Origin of the sequence: Denitromonas ohlonensis (assembly GCF_007625205.1) — a bacterium.
Lineage (GTDB): Bacteria > Pseudomonadota > Gammaproteobacteria > Burkholderiales > Rhodocyclaceae > Nitrogeniibacter > Nitrogeniibacter ohlonensis.
Map to the genome: position 1 here is coordinate 153211 of NZ_VMNI01000014.1, position 13615 is coordinate 166825.

The window sequence follows — 13615 nt, forward strand, 5'->3', positions numbered from 1 at the left end:
TCGATGACGTTCAGAAAGCTTCGGCATTGTGATCAGAGAGCAGGCGCTCGGCATCACGCCGACCGAAGAGCCAGAACATTACTGGGGTAAGGAAGGTGTCGAGCAGCGTCGAGCTGATAAGGCCCGAAAAGATAACCACCGCGACCGGGTGCAGGACCTCAGTACCTGGCCGTTCCGCTTCGAATAGCAACGGTGCCAGTGCAAACGCGGTCACGAGAGCGGTCATCAAGACTGGCGACAGGCGCTCCAACGAGCCGCGAACGATCATCTTGTGATCAAAACTCTCACCTTCGATACGCATCAGATTGATGTAATGGCTGACCTTCAGAATGCCGTTTCGCACCGATATGCCCGCCAGAGTGATGAAGCCGATCAATGCTGCAACCGACAGCGGTTGCCCCGAGATCCAAAGGCCGATCACGGCGCCTACGAGCGCGAGCGGAATGTTTGCCATGATCAGCGCTGAGAGGCGTACGGACTTGTAGCGGCTGAAGAGGACCACGAACATCAGCACCAGCGAAATCAGTGACAACAGGCCGACGAGTCTGGAGGCCTCTTCCTGTGCCTGGAACTGCCCACCTAGCGTGATGAAGTACCCCTCGGGCAATTTCATATCGGCCACGGTCGCACGAATATCCGCGACGACCTCCGACAGCGGACGCTGCTGGGCATTGGCCGACAACACGATACGGCGTTTGCCGTCGTCGCGGCTGATCTGATTGGGACCGTCGCCGTCTTCGATGGAGGCGAGCTTCGACAAGGGAACATGCCCCGTGGGCGTTTCCACAAGGATCTGCGCGAGTCCATCGACGGAGCGCGCAGATTCCGGCAGGCGCACGACCAGCGCGAAGCGCCTCCCGCCCTCTACGATCTGCGTCACCTTTTCGCCTTCGACCAGACTCTGTAGCGTAGCCAGGATTTGGGGCGCAGGGACGCCGTAGCGAGCTGCGGCCGCATAGTCGATGCGTACCTTGATCTGCGGCGCCAGTACTTGCTTCTCGATTTCGAGGTCAGCAAGCCCTGGAATGCTGGACAGGCGCGCCTGCAGGGCGTCGGCCTGCCCCCGAAGCGTATCGAGATCTTCTCCGAAAATCTTGATGGCAATTTGCGACCTCACGCCCGACAGCATGTGATCGATCCGGTGCGAGATCGGCTGTCCGATCGCGATTGCGGCCGGCATATTGACGAGTCGTGAGCGAATGTCGGCAGTGATCTCTCCCATTGAGCGAGTCATTTCGGACGTAGGAATGAGTCCAAGATCGAGCTCGCTGACGTGCACGCCTTCGGCATGTTCGTCCAGTTCCGCGCGTCCGCTGCGGCGTCCGACGTGGGTGACTTCAGGCACCTGCTTGACCAATACCTCGGCCTGTTGTGCGAGTGCGGTCGATTCGGCGAGCGTTACCCCGGGGTTGAGGCGCATGCCGATGAGCAGCGTCCCTTCATTGAATGGAGGCAAGAACGTTGTCGGGAAGAAAGGAACCGCCGCCGCTGCAACGAGAATGGCAGCCGCTCCCGCGGCCACTGCCGCTCTCGGCCTGTCGAGGACGGCCTGCAGGCCGTTACGATATCGCGCCTTGAGCCAGGCCAGAACACGGGTATCGCCATGCTCCAGGGACTTCATGCGTGGCAGCAGGTAAAACGACAACACGGGCGTTACCGTCACGGACACCACCAGCGAGGCGAGTGTCGACACGATGAACGCCACGCCCAGCGGCACAAAGAGCCTGCCTTCCATTCCGGGCAATGCGAACAGCGGCAAGAACACGAGGACGATGATCACGGTTGCGTACAGAATGGCCGAACGCACTTCCATGGTCGCGCTGGCAACCAGTTCGATCGGGTGTAGATGGTGCTCGGGATGCTTGACGCGATCTTCCTTCAGTCGCCGCAACACGTTCTCGACACCAACCACTGCATCGTCAACGAGCCCACCGATGGCAATTGCGAGCCCGCCAAGTGTCATTGTGTTGATTGACAGCCCGTAATACTTGAAAACCAGGGCGGTCATGAAAATCGATACCGGAATTGCCGTCAGCGCAATCACGGTCGGGCGAAGGGTTCCAAGGAAGAAAAACAGGATCGCCGCAACAAATACCGATGCACCAATGAGTTTGCCCTGTAGCGTGCTGATCGAGGCCTCAATGAAACTCGCTTGACGGAAGGTTACCTGTGGCGCCTCCATGCCCTCCGGCAACGACTTTCCCATTTCAGAGAGCGCAGTCTCGATGGAACGTGTCAGATGGATTGTGTCCGCTGTGGGTTGTTTCTGGATTCCCAGAATGACCGCGGGCTTTCCTTCGAAACCTGCGTCACCGCGCTTGATGGCGGGGGCAAAGGTAACCGACGCGATCTGCCTCAGCAGGATTGGCTGTCCCTCCTTTGCCGTAATTGCGAGGTTTTTCAGGTCGTCAAGATTTGAGGTGCGGCCGAGATTGCGGATCAAGTACTCGCGCCCGTTCAACTCGAGAAAGCCACCCGATGTGTTCGACGAAAAACCGCGTATTGCCGACTCGAGCTGATCAAGCGAAATTTCGAGTTCGGCCATCCTTCGAGTATCCGGCTGTACCTGGAACTGCCGAACTTCGCCTCCGATCGGAATGACCTGCGCGATGCCCGGGATGGCCATCAACCGCGGGCGGAGCACCCAGTCTGCGTACTCTCGCACCTGCATCGGTGACATCTTCATGGTGTCGATCGGGATCGCGATCTGCATGATCTCGCCCATGATCGAGCTGATCGGCCCCATCCGCGGAATCACGTCCGCTGGTAGTCCTTCCTCCATTGCGGAAAGCCGCTCGGATACCATCTGCCGGGCACGGAAAATTTCCGTGCTCCAATCAAACGTCACGTAAATGAACGACAGTCCTGAGCTAGAAATCGAGCGCACGGACTCTACCCCCGGAAGACCATTCATCGTTGTCTCGAGCGGGAAGGTGATGAGTTGCTCGACTTCCTCGGCAGCCATGCCGCCCGATTCGGTCATGATGGTCACGGTCGGTTTGTTCAGATCGGGGAATACATCCACTGGTGAGCGTGACAGCGTGAATGCGCCGTAGGCCATCAGCACGATACTCGCGATGATCACCAGCAGGCGGTTGCCCAGGCTGTTGTCTAATAGCCACTTGAACATCAGTTGGGTGCTCCGTTAGCGAATCTGGTTGATCAAGGTCGCAGCGCCGGTCGCGACGCGCTCGCCTGTGGCAAGGCCCGATGTCACCGCCACGGTGACGCCGTCGAGCGGAGCAACGGTGACGGTGCGCGGCTCGAATCGCTCGGCTGCGGTCTTGACCCAGACAATGGTCTGGTTTGCCGGATTCTTCAGCACCGATGCGGCGGGAACCCGGATGCCGGCAATCGTGCTGCGCGTCTGCACATAGACTTCAAGTGGCTGCCCCACCGCCAGCCGTTCGAGCGCTTCCCCCGTGGCGGCAAAAGACAGCGGTAGAGCCTGTTCTCGCAAGCGCCTTGCGGCACCTATGAACTCAAGTGGCACACGCGATTCGCCAACCGCGATGCTCGCACCAGCAATGTCAGAGGTCATATCGGTGTCGTAGGCCAGTGCCTCGACCCGCATTCGTCGGGGGTCGACGATTTCGAAAATGAGCTCCCTCGCATCAACAACCTGTCCGGCGACGGCATTGCTTGACGCAATCGCCCCCGACACCGGGGCCACCAATGCATCACGGTTGCCGAGTCCGCCGCTGACTGCCTTGGCTCTTGCCGTCAGGCTCGCCAGTTCGCTCTCCGCCGCCTCGATCTCCTTTCGGGGAACGGTATCGGCAAGATCTCTCAGGCGTGCCAGGCGTTTTTCCGCAAGCGACCTTGTCGCCTTCAGTTCGGCGAGTTGGGCCACCTGGTTCGAGCGCTCGATGGGATCAACAGAGGGCACGACATACGCGAGCACGGTCCCCTTTTCTACGGTCTGTCCTGACGCGGGCAGGCCGCCCGGTCCTGCTTCGAGTCGACCGGCGACCAGCGCTTGTACCTTGCCGCCGGAGTTTGGATCCATGACCACCCGCCCCGCGAGCGCCAAGGTACGTGGCAACTCGCCTGTCTCTGCAACAATCGTGCGTACCGCAATCTGGCGTTGAGCAGGCTTGGGGAGGAAAACACTGCCATCGGGCTGGCGCGCCGGGCCGTTCGTGTTGGCAGCAGCAGGCCCCTCGTCTCCATGGCTATGCCCCTCGCCTGCGAAGGTAGTCCACGAGGCGCTCGTCGCCGCCAGGAACAGTGTGAGCATCAGAATCTTCGACTTCATGCTGCACCCCCTGCCTGACCGTTGCGAACACTTCCCTTTCTCTGCGCGGCCCAGCCGATGAGTCCAATCGCGGCTACGCCGGCACCCAGCCACGGCGCGTAAGCCTTCCACTCGGGCGCGTCGGCTACCGCCAGCGTGCTGGCGTCGTCATCGTGCAGATCTAGTTCACCGACCAACAGATCGCTTTCCTGTCCGGCGATGACCGTTGCGGTTACGGCGACGACGCCGGAGTCGAGTTCCTGCTGAAGCGTGGCCTCGAATTCTCCGACGGCATGGTTTTCGACAGGGATGGAAACACCGCCGAGTTCGAGCGCCAGACTTGCGCCCTCGACCGGGCTGTTGTCGTCGAAGCGGTCAAGATACAGGGTGATCCTCTTGCCATTGACGATGCCGACGAGCTCAAAGAGTTCAGATGCCGCCGTAAATCTAGGCAGGGCGGGGCCGGCGGCGGGCGCGGGGGTCTCGCCATGATCATGTCCTTCGCCGGCCAAAGTGTGCGGCGAGGCGCTCGAGAGCAGGGCGGCAATGCACCATGCCATGACACTACTAAGTGCTTTCATTTCTAGGTTCCTGATATTCATTCTGGAAGAAGGCCCATTGCCTGACGCAAGGCGGAGATGGCCGCTGCAAACTCGATACGCGCGCTGGCGAGCTGGCGATCGGCTTCAGCAGCGTCCAGCTCTATACGCAGCCGGGTCGGCAAATCGACTTCACCTATACGGAATGCTTTCTGGAAAAATGCGCGCGACTCGCCGGCGAGTCGCGAACGATGCTCCGCTGCGGCGATTTGGGTTCGTGCCGATTTCACTCGACTGCGTGCAGTGTCGATGTCACTCAGTACGCGCTGCCGTTCAAGTGTCAGCTGTGCTTCTGCCTCAATTGCGTCGGCGCTTGCGGCTGCGATGCTTGCGCGGTTGCGGGAGTCAGAGCCAAAAGGAATGCGCACACCAAGCGTTACTGTTTGCTGCCATGCGTCACCAAATGCCCCGCGTTCCCGGGTTGTTGCGAGAGTCAGTTCAGGGTTGGCGCGACGCTGTGTGCTTGCAAGCGTTGCAGCTCGCCGCGCCACTTCGCTCCGATCCAACAGTTCTGAAACGACCGGGTGCTCAGCGTCAGGCAGCGGTGATTCCCTGCCTGCGGAAGGCTCCGGTTCAATAGATGTATTTCCAGGCGCTAGCTGGAGCGCGGTGCCGCCGGTGACTGCTCGCACCGTAAGCATGGCTGCGGCCAGTGCGCTCTCGGCTTCGGCCAAAGAGGCCTCCGCCCCCGCAAGCGCTCCGTCCGCCTGGTGCTGATCCGCACGTGCCAACTCGCCGGCCTTTACTCGTCGCGCGACGTCAGAAGCCAGATTGCGAAAATTCGTGAGGCGCTCACCGGCGAGGCCGGCGTCGATGGATGCGCGCTGCCAGTCCCAATACGCACTCCGTACGGCGTTGGCAGTACGCAGCTTCGCCGCAAGGCTGCGACTTGTGCTTGCACTGATTTCGGCCTCGGCAAGGGAGCCGGCAGCGGCTCGTTCCCCCGGAAGCCACAGAGGGACGGTTATGCCGACTTCGAACTCACGACTGCCTTCATTGCGATCGAGTTGGTCGGTCTTGCCTGCGAGTTCAATCGACAGGGGTTCGGCCGTCCAGCTATCGGCGCTTGATCGCCGGGCGTGACCGGCTTCCAGACGCATGTCTCCCGCCAGCGCTTCTGGCTGGCGGGCCCATGCAGCGTCGAATGCCTGCTTCAGCGTTGTCGAAGGCGTGGCGGCAGGCACGTTTTGCGCGCATGCCGCAGTGGCCGCCAACGCGAGCAACGCGCCTGGCAGCCAGGTAATGCGATTCTTGCTGTACATCCAATTCTCCGTAAGTAATAGGGCACGGAAAATCGGCAGGACGCGGTCTGATCACCGCTAGGGACGCACACCCCACCTCGGTGCGGAGGGGGATAAGTAGGAGTCGTCGCGAATGCCCTGCCGATCAGGCAGGGCTCAGCCACTTGGGACGTTCGGGTTCCGTGGCGGGTGCGGTAGAGAGCAAGAGTGGCGGGAATGCAGCCTTCACGGCTGGACCGACTGATACGGTCGAATTCGCGCAGTTGGTGAGGGCCGCTGCGCAGGCTGAGTGGCAGAAGCCACAATCGAGGTGTTTCCCGCCGGGGGTTTCGTCAGAATCGCGCTCGCTGACTTGATGGCGGTGTTCGTGATGCCCGACATGATCCGCGGCAGTTCCTGACTCGTGCTGGCAATAGGCACTCATCGCCGCCCAACCGAGTTGTAGCGGCATGAAGACCAAGAAGAGAGTGACCAGCAAACGGCGCATGGGCGCGGATTGTAATATGAAAGTACCTAAAGAAAAACCCTGCTGCTCGGATGGCGCTGTCAGTGCGAGCGGACTCGTTCGAGCGCGCCAACAGATGCAATGGGATCTTGCGCGTAGCCCCATGCTGACAACAAAAGCTGGTGGCTCCAAGGTGGCGGTGGCCTGTGAGGCGACCCGGCTTGATCCAAGAAGCGAACCATGAATGCAGGCTTCTGAAAAATGGGAATTTCACCGATGTCCGGGCGATTCAGCCTGACCATGCCCCGGCCGGCAGGGTGAGGGAGAAGGTGGTGATGCCCGCGTGCGATTCGGCGGCGATGCTGCCGCCGTGCGCGACGATGATCGAATGGGTGATCGCCAGGCCCAGTCCGGCGCCTTCGCTGGTGTGCTGCCTCGCCGGGTCGGCGCGGTAGAAGCGCTCGAACAGACGCCCGATCGCCTCGGGGGGCAGCGCGTCGCCGGTGTTGCTCACTTGAATTTCGGCGGCGCCCGCCGTCATTGTCAGCTTCACCGTGACGACGCTGTCGGCGGCGGCGTGGCGTACCGCGTTTGAGAGCAGGTTCGACAGGGCGCGGCGAAGCATCAGGCGATCACCGCTGGTGGACGCGGCCCCCTCGACGACCAGCCGGATCGTTTTTTCTTCGGCCAGCGCGTCATAGAAATCAAACAGCGCATCGACCTCGGCACGCAGGTCGACCGTCTCGCGATTGGGGATCGCCAGGCCGTGATCCGCCTTGGCGAGAAACAACATGTCGGCAATCATCTTCGACAGGCGTTCATACTCCTCGGCGTTGGAGGCGAGGATGTCCTGATAGTCTTCGGTGGAGCGCGCGCGCGACAGCGCCACCTGGGTCTGGGTCATCAGGTTGCTGATCGGCGTGCGCAATTCATGGGCGAGGTCCGATGAGAAGTCTGACAGCCGGGTGAAGGCTTCCTGAAGGCGTGCCAGCATGGCGTTCAGGCTCGCCACCAGCGCGTGCAACTCCTGCGGCATCTGCGCCTCGGGCAGCCGGGCGTCGAGGTGCTGGGCTGTGATGCTCGCGGTACGCGTGGCCATGATCGCCAGCGGTGCCAGCCCGCGACGCGCCGCCAGCCAGCCGAGTAGCCCGCTGACCAGCGCCGCACCAATGACAAAGGCCCACAGCGTGCGAGAGAAGGCATCCATGAACTGGATGTGATGGGCAATGTCGATGGCCGCGGCCACGATCAATTCACGCCCGGGGTGATCGGGCAGGGTGATGCGGATCGACAGGCCGCGATAAACCGTCGACGCCTGCGTCCACACAAACGGACGGCTCGTGTCGGCGCCGGCGGTGACGATGGGTGCCATGGTCGGAAAGTGCGCGTCGCCGGCTTCGAACAGGGTGCTGTGGTCACTGTCGAGCACGAGCACGGACATCGCCTCGTGGCCGATGAAGGTGTGCGAGAGCATCGGCGGCAGCGGCGTGGGCAGGCGAGCGCCAAGATGCCGCTGTACGGTGTGGGCGATCAGGCCGAGCTTGGCGGACAGGACATCGATGTCCTGCTCTTCGAAGTGGCGCTCCATCGCCGAGCCGATGACCAGGCCGAGCGCCAGCAGCACGGTGCTGGAGGCGACGGCGAACAGCAGCGTGAGCCGCGCGGTGAGCGAAATGCGCCCGCTCATGCCGCGTCGGGGGCTTCGAGGACATAGCCCATGCCGCGGACGGTGCGGATCAGCTTGGGCTCGAAGGGGTCGTCGACCTTGGCGCGCAGGCGGCGCACGGCGACCTCGATCACGTTGGTGTCGGAGTCGAAGTTCATGTCCCACACCTGTGAGGCAATCAGCGAACGCGGCAACACTTCGCCCTGGCGGCGCATCAGCAACTCAAGCAGGCTGAATTCCTTGGCGGTGAGGTCGATCCGCCTGCCGGCACGGGTGACGCGCCGGCGGAGCAGGTCGAGTTCAAGGTCGGCGGAGGTGAGGGCTGTGGGTTCCGTGCCATTGCGCCCCCGACGGAACAGGGTGCGCACCCGCGCGAGCAGTTCGGCGAAGGCAAAGGGTTTGACGAGGTAGTCGTCGGCGCCCAGTTCAAGCCCCTTGACGCGGTCCTCGACCTGATCGCGTGCGGTCAGGAACAGCACCGGCAGTTCGCGCCCGCTGCGCCGGACCGTTTCCAGCACCTGCCAGCCGTCGAGCTTGGGCAGCATCACATCGAGGATCACCAGGTCGTAGTCGCCGGTCAGCGCCAGGTGCAAGCCGTCCATGCCGTCGCGCGCGAGGTCCACGACATAGCCTGACTCGGTGAGCCCCTGTTTCAGGTAGTCGCCTGTCTTGGTTTCGTCTTCGACGATGAGAATGCGCACTGCACCCCTCCGAATGGGTCCGTGTCCATTTTGCCCGACAGGCGAGCGACCGCGGAAAGATAACAAAGATGTAATCTGCCGGTCAGGTCCGGGTCGACCCGAGAGCCTCAGGCTGGACGCCATGTTATCGCGTGGAAAAGTCCGATGAATCGATTTGTCATGGGCGCTCTTACGGCGCTCGCGGGTCTGGGCGTGGCCGGTGCAGGCATGGTGATGAGCGGTGCGGTCAGTGTCGCGGCCGACGAGCCGCACAGCGACACTGTGCTGGAGTTTTTCAACCTGGCGCGCTCGCGCGCTGTGGAGGCCAGTGCCAGCGGGATCGAGGTGCCTGCGCTGGACGATGAGGCGCAGGTACGCCGTGGCGCAGGCAATTACGCCGCCATGTGCGCCAGTTGCCACTTGCGCCCGGGCAGCGGCCCCACCGAGTTGAGCGAGGGGCTGTATCCCGCGCCACCGAACCTCACTCTGGCCGCGACGGAGCCGGCGATAGCGTTCTGGACCATCAAGCACGGCATCAAGGCCTCGGGGATGCCGGCCTGGGGCAAGAGCATGGGTGACGCGCACATATGGGACATGGTGGCCTTCCTGCAACGCATGCCGTCGATGAGCGCCGATGACTACATGGCCGTGGTGGCCGCGAGCGATGGCCACTCGCATGGTGGCGGCGAACACATGATGGATGAGCACCCGGCGGCGGCCGCCGATGACGATCACCATCCGGTGGGGGATCACCACGGGACGGCGAACGTCGCCTCGCATCATGACGCGGCGCCCGAACCGGAAGCCGCCCCCACGCCTGCCCGGAAGACGCATGTCCACCCGGACGGCAAGTCGCACCAGCATTGAGGTCACGGCAGCGCGAAGATGACGGAAATGTCATCTTCGCGTCAGCCGCCCGACGGTGCCGGCGCACCATACTGCATGCCATTCAGGTTCAACCACCCCACTGGAGTCATCATGATGAAAATCCTGTCCGCTGCCATCGTCCTTTCGCTCGGCCTCGGCGTTGCCGCACCGGTTCTGGCCGGTTCGGGGCATGGCCACGGCGCCATGCCGATGGCGGAGCAGAAGGCGCAGATGTCGGACGGCGAGATCAAGAAGCTCGACGCCGCCGGTGGGCGCGTGACCATCAAGCACGGCCCGCTGCACAGCCTCGGCATGGGGGCCATGACCATGACCTTCCATGCCGAAGGCGCGATGCTCAAGGATCGCAAGCCGGGCGACAAGGTGCGTTTCATGGCCGAAGATCGCGACGGCAAGCTGACCGTGACCATGATGGAAGCGGCCCAGTAACAGCCTTTGCGGGGTGCGCCGTCAGGCGCGCCCTCTCTGCGGTTCGAACTCCGGAGCTTCCATGTCCTCCACAAAACGGGTGCGCAAGCTGAGTGCTTTGCGTGGACTGGCGTGCGCGCTGCTGTCCGCGACAAGTGTCTCGCTGCTGGCCGACGAAGCGCCGCTGGGCGGCAATCTGCCTGACTTGATCCAGTACGCGCTCACGCGCAGTCCGGCGCTGAGCGCCAGCGGATTCGAGGTCGAGGCGGCACAGGCGCGAGTCGAGCCGGCCGGCGTCTTGCCCGATCCGCGCTTCCAGCTCGAACTGATGGATGCCACCAACACCATGTCCGGGCGCGGCGCGTCGCTGGTGCCGGGCGAAGTGGGGCAGACGCGCTACCGGGTGATCCAGCCGATTCCCTTTCCGGGCAAGCGCGATCTGCGCGCGGCGGTGGCCGAAGCCCGCGTGGGGCAGGCCGACGCGGAGCAGACCGGCACCCGTCTTGCCGTCGAGACGCAGGTCAAGACCGCATTCGCCCGCCACTACCAGGCGGCCGGGCAGCGCCAGATTCTGGAAGGCACCCTGAGCCTGCTCGGCGCACTCGAACCCATCGTGCTCACCCGTTACGGTGTGGGTCTGGTGCCGCAACAGGACGCGATCCGGGTGCAGAGCGAGATCTCCGCCCTGCGCGTTGAACTACTCGAGGTCGAACGGCGTGAGCGCGAGGCCGCCGCGCGGATGAATGCCGCGCTGACCCGGCCGGCCGATGCCCCGCTGGCCGTGCCTGCCGCGCTCCCGGCGAGCCCTGATCAACTCAATCTTGTGCAGCTGCGCAGCCACCTGCGCGAGGCCTCGCCCGAGCTTGCCCGGCTGCGTGCCGGCCAACGCGCGGCAGGGCACACGCGGGACCTGACCTATCGGGAGCGCTACCCGGACATGGCGCTGGCGCTGACCAATAACCGCCCCCGCAGCGGCACCGATAGCTGGGATGTGATGCTCGAAGTGACGATTCCCTTCCAGCAATCAGCCCGACGTGCGCGCGAGCGCGAGGCCGAGCGCATGCAGGACGCGGCCGAGGCCCGTGTGGCGGCCGCCGAAGCGGCCCTCGAAGGACGCATCGGCGAGGCCTGGGCCGGTTTTGAAGCGAGCCGAAACAAGGCGCGCTTGCTGCGCGACACCCTGCTGCCGCAGACCGAGGCGGCCTATGCCGCGGCCGAGGCAGGCTATGAAACCGGCCGGGTGAATTTCAATACCGTGATCGAGGCCGAGCGGCAGATCCTGCGCACCCGCCTGGCCTTGCTCGATGCCGATGTCGACCGCTTCGTGCGGGTGATCGAACTGGAACAACTGACCGGAGCGCCCCTGTGAAACCCCTTTTTGTTCTGGCGCTTGTCGTCGCCGCCGCTGCGGGCGGCGCCTTTCTTGCCCGGCCCGGCCCGATGCCGCCGGTGCCCGAGGCCCATGCCGCGGCCGATGGCGACACACCCGCTGCGGGCGAGCGCAAGATTCTGTATTACCGCAACCCGATGGGCTTGCCCGACACCTCGCCGGAACCCAAGAAGGACTCGATGGGCATGGACTACATTCCGGTCTATGCCGACGACGCCCCCGATGACAGCGGCGCGGTGGCGGTAAGCCCGGCGCGCCTGCAAACCCTGGGCGTGAAGACAGCGCGGGCGCAGATGCAGACGCTCGACGCGGCGCTGCGGGCCGTCGGGCGGGTCGAGATTAACGAGCGCGCGATCCACGATGTGTCGCCGCGCTTCGAGGGCTGGATCGAGCGGCTGTATGTGAATGCCAGCGGCGATCCGGTCAAGCGCGGTCAGGCGCTGTTTTCGGTTTATAGCCCGGAGCTGGTGTCGGCACGCAAGGAAGTTGAGATTGCTGAAAAACTGGTCAAGGGGCCGGGCGCGTCCGACCCGGTCGCCCGTGACAGCGCGCAGCGGCTGCTCGGTGCGGCACGCGAGCGCCTGCGCCACTGGCAGGTGGCGGCCGGGGGTGGTAGCGCGAGCAACATCACCTTCAACTCGCCCGCCAATGGCGTGGTGCTCGAGAAAAAGGCCGTCGAAGGCATGCGCTTTGCGCCCGGCATGGCGATCTACCGGATTGCCGATCTGTCCAGCGTGTGGGTGATTGCCGATGTATATGAACAGGATCTGGCGCGGGTGCGGGTCGGCCAGCCGGCCACGGTGCGGGTCGAGGCCTTTCCCGATCGCATTTTCGACGCCAAGGTGACCTATCTCTACCCGACCCTCAACGTCGCCACGCGAACCACGCCGGTGCGCCTTGAGCTGGACAACCGTGACGGGCTCCTGCGCCCGGGCATGTTCTCGCATGTCGAGCTGGCCGACGGCGGCGCAAAGCCGCGTCTGACCGTGCCCCGGTCGGCGCTGATCGACACCGGTGAGCGTCAGGTGGTGTTGCGGGTCGCGGGCGAGGGGCGCTTTACGCCGCAGCCGGTGCGGGTGGGTCAGCGCGGTCGCGACCACATCGAAATTCTCGAAGGCATCGCCGACGGCGACGAGGTGGTGGTGGCGGCCAACTTCCTGATCGACGCCGAGAGCAATCTCAAGGCGGCGCTGTCGGCCTTCGCCGCGCCGGAGCAGGCCAAACCCGCGGCGAAGACTTACGAAGCGGTCGGCTCGATCGATGCGCTCGACGCCGCCTCGAACAGCGTGTCGATGAATCACGACCCGATTCCTGCGCTGCAATGGCCGGCCATGACCATGGATTTTGGCCTCGATTCGGCAGACGTTGCCAAGGGCTTGCTGCCCGGCGAGCCGCTGCGCTTTACGTTTGAAGACCGGGGCGATGGCGAGTTCGTGATCATCAAGATGGAAAAGGCCGATCCGGCCGCCGCCGCGCACAAGGGGCACTGAGATGCTCGATCGCCTCATCGACTGGTCGGCGCGCAATGTCTTCCTGGTGCTGCTGGCCACCGTCGCCGTGGTGGCCGGCGGCGTGTATGCGGTCAAGCAGACGCCGCTCGATGCGCTGCCCGACCTGTCGGACGTGCAGGTCATCATCTATACGCCCTACGCTGGGCAGGCGCCCAAGGTGGTCGAAGATCAGGTCACCTACCCGCTCACCACCGCCATGCTGGCCGTGCCCAAGGCCAAGGTGGTGCGCGGTTTCTCGATGTTCGGCGCCTCCTATGTGTATGTGATCTTCGCCGACGGCACCGACATCTACTGGGCCCGCTCGCGCGTGCTCGAGTACCTCAGCTCGGTGCAGGGCAGCCTGCCCGAGGGGGTGTCGCCGCAGCTTGGGCCGGACGCCACCGGCGTGGGCTGGGTGTTCCAGTACGCGCTGACCGGCAAGGACCAGTCGCTGGCCGACCTGCGCAGCGTGCAGGACTGGTATGTGCGCTACCAGCTGACCAAGGCCGGTGGGGTGGCCGAGGTGGCCAGCGTGGGCGGCTTCGTCAAGGAATACCAGGTCATCGTCGACCCG

The 13615-nt window shown here is 63.8% G+C and carries 12 protein-coding genes; 6 read left to right on the forward strand and 6 right to left on the reverse strand.

All coding sequences use genetic code 11. The annotated features are described in order from the left end of the window. Positions 1–10: 10 nt before the first annotated feature. Genes FHP89_RS14770 through FHP89_RS14785 form a run of 4 tightly spaced genes read right to left on the reverse strand, consistent with a single transcriptional unit; the run spans position 11 to position 6098 of the window. On the reverse strand, positions 11–3130 hold the full coding sequence (locus FHP89_RS14770) for an efflux RND transporter permease subunit (RefSeq protein WP_144179658.1): 3120 nt from the start codon (positions 3128–3130) through the stop codon (positions 11–13). 15 nt (positions 3131–3145) lie between these two features. Further along, complete coding sequence (locus FHP89_RS14775; protein ID WP_144179657.1) at positions 3146–4258, reverse strand: efflux RND transporter periplasmic adaptor subunit; 1113 nt, start codon at positions 4256–4258, stop codon at positions 3146–3148. Further along, positions 4255–4818: a hypothetical protein gene (locus FHP89_RS14780; RefSeq protein ID WP_144179656.1), complete on the reverse strand. Its 564-nt coding sequence runs from the start codon at positions 4816–4818 to the stop codon at positions 4255–4257. Before FHP89_RS14780 ends, FHP89_RS14775 begins: the two co-directional genes overlap by 4 nt. Positions 4819–4835: 17 nt before the next feature. Beyond that, entirely contained in the window at positions 4836–6098 is a 1263-nt protein-coding gene (locus FHP89_RS14785; protein ID WP_144179655.1) for a TolC family protein, read from the reverse strand. 428 nt (positions 6099–6526) lie between these two features. Between FHP89_RS14785 and FHP89_RS14790 the strand changes: the two genes are divergently transcribed. Continuing rightward, the gene (locus FHP89_RS14790) at positions 6527–6766 is read left to right on the forward strand and encodes a hypothetical protein (protein ID WP_144179654.1); all 240 of its coding nucleotides are present in this window, start codon (positions 6527–6529) and stop codon (positions 6764–6766) included. Positions 6767–6811: 45 nt separating this feature from the next. On the opposite strand, the gene FHP89_RS14795 is transcribed toward FHP89_RS14790, so the two are convergent. Together FHP89_RS14795 and FHP89_RS14800 are read right to left on the reverse strand one after the other, a co-directional pair. Then, a complete protein-coding gene (locus tag FHP89_RS14795) occupies positions 6812–8209 on the reverse strand; it encodes a heavy metal sensor histidine kinase (RefSeq protein ID WP_144179653.1) in 1398 nt (465 codons plus the stop codon). After that, complete coding sequence (locus FHP89_RS14800) at positions 8206–8889, reverse strand: heavy metal response regulator transcription factor (RefSeq protein WP_144179652.1); 684 nt, start codon at positions 8887–8889, stop codon at positions 8206–8208. Before FHP89_RS14800 ends, FHP89_RS14795 begins: the two co-directional genes overlap by 4 nt. Before the next feature lie 144 nt (positions 8890–9033). Here FHP89_RS14800 and FHP89_RS14805 point away from each other — a divergent pair, with 144 nt between their 5' ends. The 5 genes from FHP89_RS14805 to FHP89_RS14825 all read left to right on the forward strand — a co-directional run. Next, entirely contained in the window at positions 9034–9735 is a 702-nt protein-coding gene (locus tag FHP89_RS14805; RefSeq protein ID WP_144179651.1) for a c-type cytochrome, read from the forward strand. Positions 9736–9846: 111 nt separating this feature from the next. Then, positions 9847–10182, forward strand: a complete 336-nt coding sequence (locus FHP89_RS14810) for a copper-binding protein (protein ID WP_144179650.1) — start codon at positions 9847–9849, stop codon at positions 10180–10182. 61 nt (positions 10183–10243) lie between these two features. Beyond that, positions 10244–11530 carry a TolC family protein gene (locus FHP89_RS14815; RefSeq protein WP_144179649.1) on the forward strand — a complete coding sequence of 429 codons (1287 nt, stop codon included), beginning with the start codon at positions 10244–10246 and terminating at the stop codon, positions 11528–11530. 71 nt (positions 11531–11601) lie between these two features. Beyond that, positions 11602–13041 (forward strand): efflux RND transporter periplasmic adaptor subunit, encoded by a 1440-nt coding sequence (locus FHP89_RS14820; RefSeq protein ID WP_144179690.1) that lies wholly within the window; start codon positions 11602–11604, stop codon positions 13039–13041. A gap of 1 nt (position 13042) precedes the next feature. Further along, a partial coding sequence (locus FHP89_RS14825; RefSeq protein ID WP_144179648.1) for an efflux RND transporter permease subunit occupies positions 13043–13615 on the forward strand: 573 nt, incomplete at its 3' end.

Excerpts from the sequence above, each read along its gene's own strand:
- FHP89_RS14790 (WP_144179654.1), top strand. The coding sequence starts at position 6,527 with ATGAAGACCAAGAAGAGAGTGACCAGCAAACGGCGCATGGGCGCGGAT.
- FHP89_RS14795 (WP_144179653.1), bottom strand. The coding sequence starts at position 8,209 with ATGAGCGGGCGCATTTCGCTCACCGCGCGGCTCACGCTGCTGTTCGCC.
- FHP89_RS14815 (WP_144179649.1), top strand. The coding sequence starts at position 10,244 with ATGTCCTCCACAAAACGGGTGCGCAAGCTGAGTGCTTTGCGTGGACTG.
- FHP89_RS14780 (WP_144179656.1), bottom strand. The coding sequence starts at position 4,818 with ATGAAAGCACTTAGTAGTGTCATGGCATGGTGCATTGCCGCCCTGCTC.
- FHP89_RS14785 (WP_144179655.1), bottom strand. The coding sequence starts at position 6,098 with ATGTACAGCAAGAATCGCATTACCTGGCTGCCAGGCGCGTTGCTCGCG.
- FHP89_RS14820 (WP_144179690.1), top strand. The coding sequence starts at position 11,602 with ATGCCGCCGGTGCCCGAGGCCCATGCCGCGGCCGATGGCGACACACCC.
- FHP89_RS14775 (WP_144179657.1), bottom strand. The coding sequence starts at position 4,258 with ATGAAGTCGAAGATTCTGATGCTCACACTGTTCCTGGCGGCGACGAGC.
- FHP89_RS14810 (WP_144179650.1), top strand. The coding sequence starts at position 9,847 with ATGATGAAAATCCTGTCCGCTGCCATCGTCCTTTCGCTCGGCCTCGGC.
- FHP89_RS14805 (WP_144179651.1), top strand. The coding sequence starts at position 9,034 with ATGAATCGATTTGTCATGGGCGCTCTTACGGCGCTCGCGGGTCTGGGC.
- FHP89_RS14770 (WP_144179658.1), bottom strand. The coding sequence starts at position 3,130 with ATGTTCAAGTGGCTATTAGACAACAGCCTGGGCAACCGCCTGCTGGTG.